Source organism: Dactylosporangium sp. NPDC049525 (assembly GCF_040676755.1).
Classification (GTDB): domain Bacteria; phylum Actinomycetota; class Actinomycetes; order Mycobacteriales; family Micromonosporaceae; genus Dactylosporangium.
The window spans coordinates 78,312-92,835 of record NZ_JBFAPO010000015.1; the positions used below are offsets into that span (position 1 = coordinate 78,312).

The 14,524-nt window shown below is 70.5% G+C and carries 17 protein-coding genes; 9 read left to right on the forward strand and 8 right to left on the reverse strand.

What is annotated here, in order from left to right; genetic code table 11:
* Positions 1 to 10 precede the first annotated feature (10 nt).
* From AB0K00_RS22505 to AB0K00_RS22515, 3 genes are read right to left on the reverse strand one after another with little or no spacing between them, the layout of a single operon-like run.
* Positions 11 to 1,114, reverse strand: coding sequence for a 3-dehydroquinate synthase II (locus tag AB0K00_RS22505; RefSeq protein ID WP_363523445.1), 1,104 nt, complete (start codon positions 1,112 to 1,114; stop codon positions 11 to 13).
* 58 nt (positions 1,115 to 1,172) lie between these two features.
* Positions 1,173 to 2,000: a 2-amino-3,7-dideoxy-D-threo-hept-6-ulosonate synthase gene (locus AB0K00_RS22510; RefSeq protein WP_363523446.1), complete on the reverse strand. Its 828-nt coding sequence runs from the start codon at positions 1,998 to 2,000 to the stop codon at positions 1,173 to 1,175.
* A 14-nt stretch (positions 2,001 to 2,014) separates the two neighbouring features.
* Positions 2,015 to 3,259, reverse strand: a complete 1,245-nt coding sequence (locus AB0K00_RS22515; protein WP_363523447.1) for an aspartate kinase — start codon at positions 3,257 to 3,259, stop codon at positions 2,015 to 2,017.
* Positions 3,260 to 3,452: 193 nt separating this feature from the next.
* Between AB0K00_RS22515 and AB0K00_RS22520 the strand changes: the two genes are divergently transcribed.
* From AB0K00_RS22520 to AB0K00_RS22530, 3 genes are all read left to right on the forward strand, one after another.
* Positions 3,453 to 4,070 (forward strand): malonic semialdehyde reductase, encoded by a 618-nt coding sequence (locus tag AB0K00_RS22520; RefSeq protein ID WP_363523448.1) that lies wholly within the window; start codon positions 3,453 to 3,455, stop codon positions 4,068 to 4,070.
* Positions 4,071 to 4,290: 220 nt separating this feature from the next.
* The gene (locus tag AB0K00_RS22525) at positions 4,291 to 6,210 is read left to right on the forward strand and encodes an anthranilate synthase family protein (protein WP_363523449.1); all 1,920 of its coding nucleotides are present in this window, start codon (positions 4,291 to 4,293) and stop codon (positions 6,208 to 6,210) included.
* Positions 6,211 to 6,220: 10 nt separating this feature from the next.
* The gene (locus AB0K00_RS22530; protein ID WP_363523450.1) at positions 6,221 to 6,481 is read left to right on the forward strand and encodes a chorismate mutase; all 261 of its coding nucleotides are present in this window, start codon (positions 6,221 to 6,223) and stop codon (positions 6,479 to 6,481) included.
* A gap of 98 nt (positions 6,482 to 6,579) precedes the next feature.
* On the opposite strand, the gene AB0K00_RS22535 is transcribed toward AB0K00_RS22530, so the two are convergent.
* On the reverse strand, positions 6,580 to 7,014 hold the full coding sequence (locus AB0K00_RS22535; protein ID WP_363523451.1) for a DUF6069 family protein: 435 nt from the start codon (positions 7,012 to 7,014) through the stop codon (positions 6,580 to 6,582).
* A gap of 193 nt (positions 7,015 to 7,207) precedes the next feature.
* On the opposite strand from AB0K00_RS22535, the gene AB0K00_RS22540 reads away from it, so the two are divergent.
* The 4 genes from AB0K00_RS22540 (at position 7,208) to AB0K00_RS22555 (ending at position 8,550) form a co-directional block, all read left to right on the forward strand.
* Positions 7,208 to 7,627 (forward strand): MarR family transcriptional regulator, encoded by a 420-nt coding sequence (locus AB0K00_RS22540; RefSeq protein ID WP_363523544.1) that lies wholly within the window; start codon positions 7,208 to 7,210, stop codon positions 7,625 to 7,627.
* An 80-nt stretch (positions 7,628 to 7,707) separates the two neighbouring features.
* Positions 7,708 to 8,055 (forward strand): PPOX class F420-dependent oxidoreductase, encoded by a 348-nt coding sequence (locus AB0K00_RS22545; RefSeq protein WP_363523452.1) that lies wholly within the window; start codon positions 7,708 to 7,710, stop codon positions 8,053 to 8,055.
* 9 nt (positions 8,056 to 8,064) lie between these two features.
* Positions 8,065 to 8,247 carry a hypothetical protein gene (locus tag AB0K00_RS22550; RefSeq protein ID WP_363523453.1) on the forward strand — a complete coding sequence of 61 codons (183 nt, stop codon included), beginning with the start codon at positions 8,065 to 8,067 and terminating at the stop codon, positions 8,245 to 8,247.
* Positions 8,248 to 8,550 carry a transposase gene (locus tag AB0K00_RS22555; protein WP_363523454.1) on the forward strand — a complete coding sequence of 101 codons (303 nt, stop codon included), beginning with the start codon at positions 8,248 to 8,250 and terminating at the stop codon, positions 8,548 to 8,550.
* Positions 8,551 to 8,556: 6 nt separating this feature from the next.
* Here the strand turns inward: AB0K00_RS22555 and AB0K00_RS22560 are convergent, their stop codons facing one another.
* From AB0K00_RS22560 to AB0K00_RS22575, 4 genes are all read right to left on the reverse strand, one after another.
* Positions 8,557 to 8,961, reverse strand: a complete 405-nt coding sequence (locus tag AB0K00_RS22560) for a hypothetical protein (RefSeq protein WP_363523455.1) — start codon at positions 8,959 to 8,961, stop codon at positions 8,557 to 8,559.
* A 202-nt stretch (positions 8,962 to 9,163) separates the two neighbouring features.
* Positions 9,164 to 9,829 (reverse strand): hypothetical protein, encoded by a 666-nt coding sequence (locus AB0K00_RS22565; RefSeq protein WP_363523456.1) that lies wholly within the window; start codon positions 9,827 to 9,829, stop codon positions 9,164 to 9,166.
* A 70-nt stretch (positions 9,830 to 9,899) separates the two neighbouring features.
* Positions 9,900 to 10,682, reverse strand: coding sequence for a transposase family protein (locus AB0K00_RS22570; protein ID WP_363523457.1), 783 nt, complete (start codon positions 10,680 to 10,682; stop codon positions 9,900 to 9,902).
* A 195-nt stretch (positions 10,683 to 10,877) separates the two neighbouring features.
* Positions 10,878 to 11,162, reverse strand: coding sequence for a hypothetical protein (locus tag AB0K00_RS22575; RefSeq protein ID WP_363523458.1), 285 nt, complete (start codon positions 11,160 to 11,162; stop codon positions 10,878 to 10,880).
* A gap of 645 nt (positions 11,163 to 11,807) precedes the next feature.
* Between AB0K00_RS22575 and AB0K00_RS22580 the strand changes: the two genes are divergently transcribed.
* Together AB0K00_RS22580 and AB0K00_RS22585 are read left to right on the forward strand one after the other, a co-directional pair.
* A complete protein-coding gene (locus AB0K00_RS22580) occupies positions 11,808 to 12,749 on the forward strand; it encodes a hypothetical protein (protein ID WP_363523459.1) in 942 nt (313 codons plus the stop codon).
* A 4-nt stretch (positions 12,750 to 12,753) separates the two neighbouring features.
* Positions 12,754 to 14,382, forward strand: a complete 1,629-nt coding sequence (locus AB0K00_RS22585; RefSeq protein ID WP_363523460.1) for an insulinase family protein — start codon at positions 12,754 to 12,756, stop codon at positions 14,380 to 14,382.
* Positions 14,383 to 14,524 lie beyond the last annotated feature (142 nt).

The following is a 14,524-nucleotide window of genomic DNA, read 5'->3' on the forward strand; positions in this document are numbered from 1 at the left end:
CGGTCTCGCCTCACTGCTCGAAGCAGAACTCGTTGATCGGGTAGCCGACGTGGCGGTCCTGGGTCGGCAGGTAGCCGAGCACCTTGTCGCCGGGCTTGAGCTCGGTCGAGTTCAGCACCACCGCGCCCGGGCCGAGCACCCGCACGTGCCAATCGTCCTGCAGGATCAGGTTGACCTCCTGCCCGTTGGGCGCGACCGCGTCGACGGACAGCAGCGGGCGGGTCTCGATCTTGATCCGGCCGACCGTCGCCAGCCTGGTCCGGCCCTTCGTGTCCACGGCGAGGACCTTGCTGCCGGCGCGCAGCTCGCTGAGGTAGTTGGTCCGCTCGTTCGCTGACAGGGTGTAGGACATGATGGCGCCGGCGTTCACGCGGAACGGGCGGGTCGGCATGTAGGGCAGCGGGTGCGTCTCGCTGACGCACAGGATCATGCCCTTGGAGTGCGAGCCGACCAGGATGCCCTCGTCCTGCCGGAAGTACGTGCAGGTGTCCACGCACGCCCGCTCGCCCATGCCGACGTGGGTGACCTGGGTGATCTCCAGCTCGACCAGCTCGAGCTCCTGCGGCCGCACGTCCGCGGCCAGTTTCAGGCCGCTCGCGTCGCCGACCGCCTGCGGGGCCATCATCACGCCGTCGGAGCCGTGCTCCAGTACCCCGAAGATGATCTCGGCCTCGGTGACGTCGCCTGCGACCGTGACGATGCTGCCCTTCGCGCCGGCCGCGGCCGCGATCACGATCTCCAGCGGGATCTTCGTCGGGTCCCGGAACAGCAGGACGCTCCACGCCTGGGTCCGTGCCGCCTGGCAGGCCAGCTCCAGCGTGTCGGCGTCCACGATCTCCACGAACGAGCCGAACTCCACCTCGGGGTGGCGCTTGGCCAGCTCGGCCGGCTCACCATGGGTCAGCGGGTCGACGATCACGAGGTCAACCGCGCTCAGGTCCTCCGGCAGCGGTCGGTGCAGCGGCAGCAGCACCTTGCGCACGGTCGGCGGCAGCCCCTCCAGATCGGCGAGGTCGGCCGCGACGATGCCGTCCACCCGCTGGTGGACCGCCTCCTCCAGGATGGCCGCGCGGGCGTCGGTGATGGTGCGGATGTCCAGCCAGCAGAGCTTCACGATGACACTCCTCGTCTCGTTCGCTTTCAGACGGTCTCGTTTGCGGCTTCGGGTGGGCTCAGCGGGCGGCGGCGACCGGCTCGCGGCCGAGGACCAGCGACGGGGCGCCGGTGATCCGGGCGTGGATGAGGTCGGAGACGCTCCGGGTCGTTGCGGTCGGGTCGGCGGACTGGAAGATGCCGCGGCCCATCGCGACCCCGGCGGCGCCGCCCTCCAATGCCTCGGCGACGTAGGACAGCGTCTCGCTCAGGCGCCGCGGCGGGCCGCCGGCCACGATGACCGGCACCGGGCAGGCCGCGGTCAGGTCCGCCATCGCCGCCGCCGAGCCGACGTGCACCGTCTTGACGATGTCGGCGCCGAGGTCGGCGGCGAGGATCGCGGCGTGCGCGACGAGCTCAGGGTCGCGGGCGTCGCGGACCTGCGGCCCGCGCGGGTACATCATGGCCAGCAGCGGCACGTTCCACCGGTCGCAGGCGTCGGCGACCGAGCCAAGGTCGGCGACCTGCTGCCGCTCGTCCCGGGAGCCGAGGTTGACGTGCACACTGACCGCGTCGGCGCCCAGCCGCAACGCCTCCTCGACGCTGGCGACGAGGTACTTCGCGTCCGGGTCGGCGGCCTGCGCGGTGCTGGCGCTCAGGTGCACGATCAACGCGATGTCGCTGAACCGGCGCGGGTCGACCCGCCGGACGCTGCCCTTGTGCAGCACCACGGCGTCGGCGCCGCCGGTGGCGAGCTGGCCGACCAGGCCGTCGAGGGCGTCGTGGCGCACGATCGGGCCGTCGGTTACCGAGTGGTCCAGGGGCACGACCAGCAGTCGGTCGTCGTTGTGCCGGTACAGGTGCTGGAGCCGGACCTGCCGCCCGGCGGAGGTGTTGGTCGACATCATGGTCTTCCCTTCGGTCAGGCGGCGGTCGCCGAGCGGGCCGTCGCGTCGTCCCGGTCGAGCTCGAACTCGCGGTGCAGCAGCTCGACGCCGTCCAGGACGCGGTCGAGCGGCACGGCGACGGAGGTCCGCAGCTGTGAGGTGGAGATCCAGCTGGTCGTGATGCCGGCGGCGGACAGCGCGGCGAGCATCCTGGCCGTGTACTGCGGCCGGTTGAGCAGGCCCATGCCGACCACGGACAGCTTGCCGACGTGCTCCTCGACGACGACCCCGCCGCCGAGCGCCGCGGCGAAGCGGGCCAGGTCCGGGCGGACCCGCTCGGCGTCGTTGCGGCGGATCGTGAAGCCCATCCGGAACTCTTCCTCGTACGTGCCGGACCGGGCCACCAGGTCGACCGGGACGGCGTGCCCGGCGAGCAGGCCGAGCACCTCCGCCGCGAGGTCGCGCCCGGCGCCGCGGGTGTGCACCAGCACCCGGGCCACGTCCATGTCATGGGTCACGGCGACGATGACGCCCCGCGTCTCCAACACCTTCACGCCGGCACCTCCGGAGATGACCGAGCCGCGCCCGTCGGTGAGCGAGCTGCGGACATGGATTTCGATGCCTTCCATCGCGGCCAGCTCCACCGACCGTGAGTGCAGGACCCGCGCCCCGGCGAACGCCATCTCCGCCATCACCGCAACGTCGACCTCGGGCAGCACCCGAGCGACGGAGACGACCCTGGGGTCGGCTGAGTACACGCCGTCCACGTCGGTGTAGATCTCGCACCGGCGGGCGCCGAGCTCCGCGGCGAGCGCCACGGCCGTCGTGTCGGAGCCGCCGCGGCCGAGGGTGACGACGTCGTCGTCGGCACCGATGCCCTGGAACCCGGCGACCACGGCGACCTGGCCGTCGCGCAGCACCCGGCGCACCCGGTCGGTCTGCACGGCGGCGATCACGCCGGCCCCGTGCCGCCCTTCGGCCAGGACGCCCGCCTGGGCCGCGGTGAGCGACACGGCGGGGACGCCGATGTCGTGCAACGCGATCGCGAGCAGCGCCGCGGACGCGGACTCGCCGGTGGCAAGCAGCTGGTCGAGCTCCCGCGCCGGCGGCGCCGCGCCGTAGCCGGCGGCGGTGCGGATGAGCGTGTCGGTGAGGTCGCCCTGGGCCGAGACCACGACGGCGACAGGACCGCGCTCCTTCGCTATCCGGTCCGCCACCCGACGCACCCGTTCGAGGGTTGCCAGGGAGCTGCCGCCGTATTTCTGCACCACGATGTCCATGTCCCGATCCCCCCGTCCACGGCTTTCCGGAAATGCATTCAAACGCTTTTCCGGTACCGGCAGAACGGTACCGTCGAGTGGTCGGCGCTCCCACTACCCACATGGGTAGCCAGCCCTACCCGACCTTGCCCGAACCCCGCGGATCACGAGACCACGTGATGCCGTGCACGGTCCCGATCGGCATGCTCAGACAATGACTACCGTCACCGAATACTCCGATCACATCGTGATCGACCGGCACGCGCAGGACGTGCTGTTCCGGCAGGCGCGCACCGCCAACGCCTTCACCTCGGAGCCCGTGACCGACGAGCAGGTCCAGGCGCTCTACGACCTGGTCAAGTGGGCGCCGACGTCGTTCAACCAGCAGCCGCTGCGGGTGGTGCTGGTCCGCTCCGCCGAGGCTCGGGAGCGGCTGGGCACCATGATGATCGACAACAACCGGGCGAAGACCCTGGCCGCGCCGCTCACCGCGATCCTCGCCGCCGACACCGAGTTCCACCGGCACCTACCCACCCAGTTCCCGGTGTTTCCGCAGGCCAAGGACGTGCTTTTCGGCGACCCGACGGTCCGGGAGGAGTCGGCGCTGCTCAACGCCACGCTCCAGATCGCCTACTTCATCATCGGTGTCCGGGCGCTCGGGCTGGCCGCCGGACCGATGAGCGGGTTCGACAGCGCCGCGGTGACCAAGGAGTTCTTCCCCGACGGCACGGCCCGCGCGCTGGTCGTCGTCAACCTCGGCCGGCCGGCCGACGGCGCCCGGTGGGACCGGCTCGACCGGCTCGGCTACGAGCAGGTGTTCACCACCGCCTAAGGCGTCACCGCACCGCGGAACCGCCCCGACCGATCGCCGGTCGGGGCATTTCGCGACTTCTTCGAAATACGCTTCAACCACTTCCACCGCTCGGTCGAGTAGTTGTCCACCCGTAGGTGGCATGCCACGATTACATTCGCGCCGGAAAATCACGAGTCGAGCCTTGAGAGCTCCTCATCTGAATCGGCGCACCGCAGTTCTTCCGGAGGGGGAATACGGTATGCCTGAAATCATCGCCGACCTCGACCTGATATTCGGTGCGGACACACCCGCGTTCGCGCTGCTGCACCGGCCGGAATCGACCGGGGAGCACCGGCTCGACCTCCTGGTCGGTGACGTGACGACCGTGGACCGGCTCGCCGACCTGCCGCTGCCGGAGCTGACCGGCGGACCGCAGGTCCACGACGTGCTCGCGGTCGTGCCGTACCGGCAGATCGCCGAGCGCGGCTTCGCGCACCACGACGACGGCGCCCCGCTGCTCGCGCTGACCGTCCACGCGCAGGGCACGGTGACCCGGCAGGAGCTCGAGGACCGGGTCGGCGACGTCGACGTCACGCTCACCGGCGGCCGGTTTGACATCGACGACGATGCGTACGCGGCCCTCGTCGGCCGGATCCTGACGGACGAGATCGGCCGTGGCGAGGGCTCCAACTTCGTCATCAAGCGCTCGTTCACCGCCCAGGTCGACGGCTGGTCCACCGGCACCGCCCTGGCGATCTTCCGCCGGCTGCTGGCCCAGGAGCTCGGCGCCTACTGGACGTTCGTGGTGCACACCGGCACCCGCACCTTCATCGGCGCCACCCCGGAACGGCACGTCAGCGTCCAGGACGGCTCGGTGGTGATGAACCCGATCAGCGGCACCTACCGGTACGGCGCCGCCGGCCCGAACGTGCCGGAGGCGCTGCGCTTCCTCAGCGACCCCAAGGAGGCCGACGAGCTCTACATGGTCGTCGACGAGGAGCTCAAGATGATGGCCCGGGTCTGCGCCGAGGGCGGACGGGTGGTTGGGCCGTACCTGAAGGAGATGGCCCGGCTCGCCCACACCGAGTACTTCATCGAGGGCCGCAGCGACCGGGACGTGCGCGACATCATCCGGGAGACCATGTTCGCGCCGACCGTGACCGGCAGCCCGCTGGAGAGCGCGTTCCGGGTGATCAGCCGGTATGAGCCGACCGGTCGCGGCTACTACGGCGGCATCATGGCGCTGATCGGCAGGAACGCGGGCCGGCGCACGCTGGACTCGGCGATCCTCATCCGCACCGTGGACGTCGACCCGGCCGGGCGGCTCGACCTCGGCGTCGGCGCGACCCTGGTGCGGCACTCGGACGCGCGGTCCGAGGTGGAGGAGACCCGTACGAAGGCCGCCGCGATGCTCGCGACGCTCGGCGTCGGCACCGCGAACCACCGGCCCGGCGCGCACACCCCCGGCCGGCTGGGCGCCCACCTGGACGTGCGGCTGGCGCTGGCCGACCGCAACGTGACGCTGTCCCGCTTCTGGCTGGAGGCCAGGGGGGTCGGGGCCGCCGTGCCGGAGCTGGTCGGACGGCGGGTGCTGGTGGTCGACGCGGAGGACATGTTCACCGCGATGCTCGCCCAGCAGTTGTCCTCGCTCGGCCCCACGGTCGACATCCACGGGTTCGGCGGTGACTGGGAGACCGGCGGGTACGACGTCGTCGTCGTCGGCCCGGGCCCGGGTGACCCACGCGACCTGGGCGACCCGAAGATGGCCGCGTTGTGGACGGGCACCCGGCGGCTGCTGGAGGAACGGGTGCCGTTCCTGTCGGTGTGCCTGGGGCATCAGGTGCTTGCGCACCTGCTCGGGTTCGAGCTCGCCCGGCGGGACGTGCCCAACCAGGGCGTCCAGCGGGAGGTCGACTTTTTCGGCCGGGGGCTGCGGGTCGGGTTCTACAACACGTTCGAGGCGCGCTGCGCGCACGACGAGGTCGCTTCGCCGGTGGCCGGGGGTGCCGTGCGGGTCAGCCGTGACCGGGGTACCGGCGAGGTGTACGGGCTGCGCGGCCCGGCGTTCCGCTCGGTGCAGTTCCACCCCGAGTCGGTGCTGACCCAGGAGGGCCCGCGGATCCTGGCGGAGCTGCTGATGTCGCTGCCGATGTCGCTGCCGCAGCCGGCGGCGGTGTGAGGTGACGGCGGTGACCGGACTGACCGAAGAGATCCCCGTCGTGCGGACCGAGATCGACACGCTGGAGAGCCGCATGGACCGGGTGGACGTCGAGATCCTGACGCTGGTGAGGGAGCGGATCGCCCTGGCGGAGGCGTTGCGGGCGGCCCGGGCGGAGGCGGGCGGGACCCGCTTCGTGCACGAACGCGACCTCGCCGCGGTCCGCCGCTTCGCCGCGCTGGGGCCGGCCGGCGCCGACCTCGCCGCTACCCTGCTCCGGCTGTGCGGCTGAGCGCACGACGAGGCCGCCGGCGCCTCCCGCTTCGGTCTTTCGCGGGCGGCACCGGCGGCCTTTGGCTGTGCGATCTACGGTGGCGTGCGATCCACGCTCTAGTTGGAGCGGCGGAACCCGCTCGGCAGGAACGGGATGAGCACCACGGCGACCGTGACGTGCAGCAGCAGCAGGCCGATCCGGTTGCCGGTGGTGATGCCCTCACCGGACAGGGGGCCGCCGACGGACAGCAGCAGCACGACCGCGGCGATGATCGTCCAGATCAGCCGCGCCCTGGCGGTGATCTTCTCCAGCAGCGCGAGCAGGCCCCAGGCGACCAGCGAGACGATCGCCACCAGCACGAAGACGAACCCCGCGTTGACGTCGGAGGACTGCTGCCCGTTCATGGCAGGGGTCTTCACCGCGTCGAGAACGGCTGACTCCACGAGGAACACCAGCATCGCGGCGGCCGCGGCCACCGCGACCACGATGAGGCGGCCCTTCCACTTCCCCTGCGCAGTGCTGCCGGGCGTGACCTCGGTCGAGGCGGTCATGTGGTCTACCTCCGTGACGGGGACCGGCAACGCCGGTCGACTTCCGAAATTGTTGGTGCGACTCATTAGTGGTAGAACTATACTATCAACGATAGTGGAGCTAGTCAACTATGGAGAGACCGGTGCTATTCTTGCGACCATGGAGCGCACAGCAGACGACGTGGCGATGTTGGACGAGCTGGCCCGCCGGTTGATGTCCGTGTCGATCTGGACCGGGCGCTACCTGGACACCCACTTCGACCGCCTCGGCCTGACCCCGGCGGGCGCCCGTGCACTGCTGCAACTCGACCCCGACCGCGCTGTGCCGACCCGGGTCCTGGCGGAGCGGCTGTGCTGCGACCCGTCCAACGTCACCTCGTTCGTCGACCGGCTCGAGGAGTCCAAGCTCATCGAGCGCCGCACCGACCCCGACGACCGGCGGGTCAAGACGCTCGTCGTCACTGAGGCCGGCCGGCGGGTCAGGCAGGAGATGGCCGACATCATCGCCACGACCCCGCCGTCACTGCTGGCCCTCACCCCCGACGAGCAGCGCACCATGCGCGACCTGCTCAACAAGGCATGGGCCGCCTGCGAGTCGCACGACACCAGACTCCGCGGCGCCCGCCGCGGCTGACCCACCCCGCCGCCGGCCGACCCGGACATCCCCCGCCCACCGACCCGCACCGCAGACGACCCGTTCGCCAGGAGGATCGCATGGCCGCGTTCAGCGAAGCACACCTCGCCTACCTGCAGGGACCGGCCGGCCTCGGCCGGATCGCCACCGTCGGACCCGACGGCATGCCGCACGTGACCCCCGTCGGCTGGAAGGTCGACCCGGAGGCCGGGGTCATCGAGATCAGCGGGATGAACTTCGCCACCACCAAGAAATTCCGGGACGTGGCCCGCACCGGCCGCGCGGCGATCGTCATCGACGACGTCCGGCCGCCGTGGCGCCCCCGCGGCATCGAGATCCGCGGCACCGCCGAGGCCATCGACGACGGCTCACCCCGGATCCGGATCCACCCGCAGCGCATCGTCGCCTGGGGGCTCGACGAGGCCTAACCTGTGCGTATGGCTGACGCGGACGACGTCCGGCGGCTCGCCCTGGCACTGCCGCACGTGGTCGAGATCGAGAGCCGGTGCTTCGACTTCGTCGACGGCCAGGACGTCATCGTGGTCAGCTTCCCCCTCAGCGCCCGCATCACCTGCCCGGCCCGCACCGAGTGCACCCGCTCACAGCAGCGTCGACGATAGTTGACGCTACGACCCCGCCACCTGCACGAAGCCCTCCACGACGCCCGCGCCGAGCAGCACACCGACGCCTGGAAACAGACCTACCGCGCCCGCGCCGGGATCGAAGGCACCATCCACCAGGCCACCGCAACCACTGGCATCCACCAAGCCCGATACGTCGGCCTCGGCAAAGTCGACCTCGAACACGCCTTCGCCGCCACCGCGGTCAACCTCATCCGCCTCCACGCCTGGTGGACTGGCACACCCATACAACGCACCCGAACAACCCGTCTGAGCAGGCTCGATCTCACCCTCGCCGCATAGACAGAATTAGGCAACAGAGTCGCACAGGGTCGTTGCCGGGTCCAGCCGAGCTTTCGCTCCCGCGGCACCTGCCACGTCTGCGTCGCCGAGTACCGCAACCACGGTCACCCGCTCGATCACGTCCGCGACCCGGGCCAGGGTCCACATGTCGGTGGCGAAGCCGTGGGCCTTCGGCCCAGCCAGCAACGCCGCCTCCACCTGTCCGATCTGCTCGTCGGACAGCCGTGGTCTGCGTCCCAGCCGTACCGCACCGACCAACGCGTCCCGCCCGCCGGACGGCCAAGCGTGGTACCACCGTGACGCGGCCTGCGCCGTGACACCCAACGCGTTGACCACGTCGACCTGCCGGCAGCCGGTCTCGAACATGTCCACCGCCCGCATCCGCTGTTCCCCCCAACGCATCCACGTCACGAACGACACCGCGACGCGCACCGGCCGACCGGGGTGAAGCAGTGAGCCTTTTCCAACCTCATCCGTGCTGGTCTCCGACCTGTTGAAGGACGAGGATCGCGGCGGTCAGGGCGGTCGCGCGCTGCGGGCGGTTGCGGACAGTATTTCTGCCAACGGCTGGCGGTCACCGACGCTGGCTGGGTTTCCCGAGTGCCGGTGAGCGTTAGTTGCAGTCCAGCTGCTGCAGTGCGGTAACCGCCCATTGCTTGTGGATCGGGCTCGTACAGACGGTGAGGAATCGTCGCACCGCAGCGGCAACGCGCTCACGGTGGCCTTCGAGCCCTGCATCTTGCACCAGAATCACCGCCACGGCGAGGGCGGATTTACGCACTATGGGGTCCGGATCGTAGAAGAAGGGCCCGACGGCGTCTAACGCCTGTGGCCGGACCTGCCGGACCGCATGCCATGGTGAGTCCGGGTCTTCGATCGGCGAGAAACCGGCGAGCTCGACGAAGTGGCGGACACTCGCGTCATTTGCCGATCGGAGCGCTGCTGCCAGCCACGCAAGCAGGTGCGCCCGCAACGGCAGCAGCCTGCTGTCCGAGCTGGACCTGAGCACAACGTCAGGCAGCGGTTCCGTCAGGAGCGCGGCCACATATCGAACCGCCGGCGCCGTTGCCGGGTGCACGTTCGGGTGCTCTGTCACTAGGTCGTGCATGAGGTGCCAGAGTCCCGCTTCCACGAGTGGCAGGTTGTCGGATGCCAACCCTCGAAGCCGGACGGCCGAGTCCAGCGGAGGCCAGCCTTTGGCGATGTCGTCCCAGTTCTCGAAGCTGCGCCAGTCGGTCTCTTCGAGGATGCTCCGTGATGCAGCGAACCCGTCGGCCACCTGCGTACTGTGTCAGCTCGCGGCCACGTTTTCGACCCCGAAGACCACGTGCGGCAACAGTGAGACATCTTCATCCTGTGTAGCGACTGCTCTCGACGCGGTGTAGGGCGAGGATGGCCTGCACGATGGCGGTGGCGCGGCGTGGGCAGCAGCGGAGCTTCGTCAGGATCTTCCAGGTCTTGAGCGTGGCGATCGCGCGTTCGCCGCAGGCCCGGATCTTTGCGTGGGTCTTGTTTACCGCTTTCTGCCGGCGTGACAGCTTGGGCCTGTGGCGGTGGCGCTTGAACGGCGTGCGTACCGTCCCGCCGGCACCCTGGTAGCCCTTGTCGGCGAACGCCATCACGCCAGCGCCGGTCAGCGCGTCGATGATGCCGTGGGTGCGAGCGGCGGTCAGGTCGTGTGCCGCGCCTGGCACCGCGGGTGACGCCCACATGAGACGCCCGGCGGCGTCCGCGATGACCTGGACGTTCACGCCGTGTCGTCGGTGTTTGCCGGAGTAGTACGGCCGCTGGTCGGCGACTCGGTCGATCGGGATGAGTGTGCCGTCCAGGATGACGTACGGCAGCTGGCGAATCCGGGCCATGGCCGTGGTCAGGTCACCGGCGGTTGCGGCGAGCAAGGTGATGACTTCCTGCACGTATCGCCAGGCGGTTGCGACGCCGACGTCGAATCCGGCGGCAAGGCGGGTGTAGGTGTCGCCGTTGCGCAGGTGTGCCAGGGCGAGCAGCGCCTGCCGGCCTGGGTTGAGACGCCGCCACCGGGATCGGTGCTGGCTTCGGTGCCGGCGGATACGGTCGGCGAGGTTGTGCAGGGTCCGGCTGGACAGCGGGATCGTAGCGGGGTAAGACAGCACAGCGAGGCTCCGGTCGGGGCATCGGATCTTGGTCGACTGCTGTCCTACCTGGAGCCTTGCCCTCATTGATGCCCGGGTCCGTTGCACCCACCTCGAGCTGCAAGGTCAGCTTGGAAATGGCTCAGTCATGCCCCTGATTGTTTTACGCGCCAACCCGATCGACCGACAACGACTCACCGAGAACCCGAAAGATCTTTAAAAGACGAATCCCCGGGCTTCGTAGGCCATGACGTCGTGAACGTCGATGTAATCGCACTCGCCGGTGCTGAGGTCGACTCGCACCGGCACATTGCCGCCGAGTCTTTCCGATTCGTCACCGCCATCGAGCGACGCCACGGAGTCGTAGGGAACGATCAGAATCGAACCGTCGATGAACGCACGATCAGGCATCGTACGCACTGCGTGCTGCTCGGCCCAGCCCTGCACCTCTTCTTCGAGAAATGCAGCTGCGGCCGCAAGGCCCTCTTCCCGACTCAGCATGTCAACCCTAATCCAGCTTGAAGACGATGTAGCTGATGTTTGGCCTGGCGAGATGGTAACGAGCCGCGCCGAGCTGATAGTCGCTGAGGACTACCCGGCCACGGTACGGCTCTGGTTCATGCCAGCCGGTCTACGCCAAGGAGTCCAGATCCTCGCGGTCGGCGCACTCATCGGCGCCGCCTACTGCACCCACCACACCATCCAGACCCGACGACGCCGCACCCGCCCAATCAACCCACTCACCGCCGGCCGCCCGACGTGATCATGGGCGTACCTGGGTATCACGAACGCGTTCGCGTTGCTGCGACTGCTGCCGGGCAATGCCCGGGACAAGGATGCGGAGATCCTCGCCCTGCGGCACCAGCTCGCGGTGCTGCACCGCCAGCTCGGCGGGCCCGTAGCGCTTCGAGGAGGTCGTCGATGCGGGTGTAGCTGTCGATCAGTGCCCGCCGGACGACGCTCGCCGCGCCGTGGCGCTGTGGCCAACCTGTCCGGCGCGGCGGTCCCGTACCGGCCGGCGAGGTCCTGCTCGCCAGCGGCGACCTCACCGGCGGCCACCTGCCCGCCGACACTGCCGTCTGGCTGCGGTAGAGCCGCCCTGTCAGGGGGCATCCCGGGCGCGGCGGGTCGCATATGCTGCCCGCCGTGCCGTTTCACATGCCGGTGCCGGAGAGCGAGCCGGTCGACCTCTTCACCGAGCTGCGCCGGCTGGCCAACGACGCCGACCGGGGCGACTGGCCCGCCGTCGCGGCGTTCCTCGGCGGCCTGCGCACCCTCGACGACCTGTCGGTGGCGTGCCGTCAGGTGGAGGACCGCCTGACCGACCAGTTGCTGGAGCGGGTGCCGCCCACCGACCCGTCGTGGTTGCTCGCGCAGACGCTGCTGGGCGTCCGCACCGTGCTGCGGGGTTGGAGCATCCGGGGCAGCGGTTGGGCCCGCAACGTGACCAGGCAGCAGTGGGCCGGCTTCCACGAGCATCTCAACCGGGCCGAGCAGATCCTCATCGAGGTCACCGCGCGCCAGCCGGAGCAGGGCTACGCCTGGCTGGAGCGGATGATCATCTGCCGGGGTATCTCGCTCGGTCACGACGAGGCCCGGCGGCGCTACGACCGGCTCGGCGTGCACCACCCGCACGCGTACATCGCCGGCTACCACCTCATCCAGCAGCTCCAGCCGAAGTGGGGCGGGTCGTGGGAGAAGGTGGCCGAGTTCTCCGCCGAGCTGGTGCGCACCGCGCCGCCGGGGTCGGTCGGGCTGCTGACGGTCGTCGCCGGGCACATGGAGCGCTTCGGCGCCGCCGACAACGACGCCGCGGGCACGGCGCTGCTGCGGGACCCCGCGGTCGTCGCGCAGATCCACGCTGTCGCCGACCTGACCGTCAGGCACCCAGCGTTCCAACCCGGCTACCGGTACTACACCGCGCACGACTGGTTCGCGATGCTGTTCTCGCTCATCGGCGACCACGCCGCCGCGGCACCGCACTTCCGGGCCCTCGCCGGGCGGCGCACCCCGCTCTGGGCGGAGTACTTCGACAACGCGGGGACCGCGTACGCCAACCTCCGTGACCGCGCGCTGGCCAGAGGCTGATCCCATGCTGCACCGCACCGACGTCGACGGCGTTGCGACCCTGCTCGCGCCGGGCTCCGGCCCGATGACCGCCGGTCTGACCTTCCGGGTCGGCCTGGCCGACGAGGGTGCCGCCCGGATCGGCATCACACACCTCGTCGAGCACCTCGCCCTGCACCGGCACGGCGTCGCCGACTACCACTACAACGGCGCCACCGGAAGCGTCGTCACGCACTTCCACATGCAGGGCAGCGAGAGCGACATCGTCACGTACCTGGAGATGCTCTGCGACTCCCTTGCGAACCTGCCGGTGCAGCGGCTGGAGACCGAGAAGGCGATCCTGCGCACCGAGGCTGCCGGTCGGGGCGGCGGCGTTAACCGGATGCTGCCGATGTGGCGGTACGGCGCACAGCACTACGGCCTGGTCAGCTACCCCGAGTGGGGCATCGACCGGCTCGGCCCCGACGACGTGCAGGCCTGGGCAAGCGCCTGGTTCACCCGGGCGAACGCCGTGCTGTGGATCTCCGGCGACCGGATTCCGCCGGGCCTGCGGCTACGCCTGCCGGCCGGGACGCTGCGCCCGGTGCCGGTCGCCTCGACGATCCTGCCGCCGACCCCGGCGTACTTCAATGGCGCCGCCGGCGGTGTCGTCTTCGACGGCATCACGCGGCGGCACCCGGCCGGTTCGGTGTTCGCCCTGATGCTGGAGCGGGAGTTGTTCCGGTCGCTGCGGCAGGAAAGCGGCCTGTCGTATGCGGCGAGCGCCGCGTACGACCCGCGCGGCGACGGCTTCGCGGTCGTCACCGCGTTCGCCGACGCGCTGCCGGAGAAGCAGGGCGCGGTTGTCGGCGGTTTCGTCGACGTCCTCGCCGGGTTCCGGGTCGGCCGGATCCTCCAGACCGAGCTCGACGCGGTCCGCGCGAAATGCGACGAGGCGCTGCGCCACCGCGACGCGGCCGCGGACCGGCTGCCGGGACTTGCCACCGACCTGCTCACCGGGGCGCGGCTGCGCAGCCTGGACGAGCTGCGCGCCTCGCTGCACGCCGTCACCCTCGCCGACGTGCACGCCGCCGCCCTGCAGGTCCTCGGCTCGGGGCTGCTGCAGGTGCCGCCAGGCAGCCGCGCCGACTGGGCCGGGTTCGTGGCGGCGCCGACGACGTCGACGGACGCGATACCCGGGCACACGTACCGGGCGGTCGACGGCTCCGGCGCGGCGCTCGTCCTCGGCGCCGACGGGGTCAGCGTCGTGGACGGCGAGTGCCGGGCCACGGTCCGCTACCGCTCCTGCGCGGTGGTGCACGCGTGGCCGGACGGCGCGCGGCAGCTGATCGGCCTGGACGGCATCGCGGTGCTGGTCGAGCCGGCACTTTTCGCCGCGCCCGCGGACACCACCGCTCGCATCGACCGGTCCGTGGACCCGTCGATCGTCCTGCCGATGCCGGCCCGCAACCCGAGCGACATCCCGCGGCCGGCGCCGGCACCCTCCAGCGGCGGGTTCCCGTCGTCCACCGGCCCGATCCCGGGGACCGCCGGCGTGCTCCCGCCCATCGCCGTGCTCCCGCCCGGCGGCTCGTTCCCGCCCGTGACCGGGACGTTCCCGCCGTTCACCGGTCCGCGGCCGCCTTCCGGCGGCACGTTTCCGCCGTCCAACTGAGCGTTGTCCGCCGACGACCACGGCCTTGCGCTTGCCGAAACCCATCCGCCCTGGTGAGGCCGGTGTGGGGTGTCGGAGATGTTGACCGGTTGCTGGGCCTGGGTGTAGCTGGTGATCGATGCGGCATGATGGGCTGCCACGT

Excerpts from the sequence above, each read along its gene's own strand:
- AB0K00_RS22510 (WP_363523446.1), bottom strand. The coding sequence starts at position 2,000 with ATGATGTCGACCAACACCTCCGCCGGGCGGCAGGTCCGGCTCCAGCAC.
- AB0K00_RS22515 (WP_363523447.1), bottom strand. The coding sequence starts at position 3,259 with ATGGACATCGTGGTGCAGAAATACGGCGGCAGCTCCCTGGCAACCCTC.
- AB0K00_RS22520 (WP_363523448.1), top strand. The coding sequence starts at position 3,453 with ATGACTACCGTCACCGAATACTCCGATCACATCGTGATCGACCGGCAC.
- AB0K00_RS22525 (WP_363523449.1), top strand. The coding sequence starts at position 4,291 with ATGCCTGAAATCATCGCCGACCTCGACCTGATATTCGGTGCGGACACA.
- AB0K00_RS22535 (WP_363523451.1), bottom strand. The coding sequence starts at position 7,014 with ATGACCGCCTCGACCGAGGTCACGCCCGGCAGCACTGCGCAGGGGAAG.
- AB0K00_RS22540 (WP_363523544.1), top strand. The coding sequence starts at position 7,208 with ATGTCCGTGTCGATCTGGACCGGGCGCTACCTGGACACCCACTTCGAC.
- AB0K00_RS22545 (WP_363523452.1), top strand. The coding sequence starts at position 7,708 with ATGGCCGCGTTCAGCGAAGCACACCTCGCCTACCTGCAGGGACCGGCC.
- AB0K00_RS22550 (WP_363523453.1), top strand. The coding sequence starts at position 8,065 with ATGGCTGACGCGGACGACGTCCGGCGGCTCGCCCTGGCACTGCCGCAC.
- AB0K00_RS22575 (WP_363523458.1), bottom strand. The coding sequence starts at position 11,162 with ATGCTGAGTCGGGAAGAGGGCCTTGCGGCCGCAGCTGCATTTCTCGAA.
- AB0K00_RS22585 (WP_363523460.1), top strand. The coding sequence starts at position 12,754 with ATGCTGCACCGCACCGACGTCGACGGCGTTGCGACCCTGCTCGCGCCG.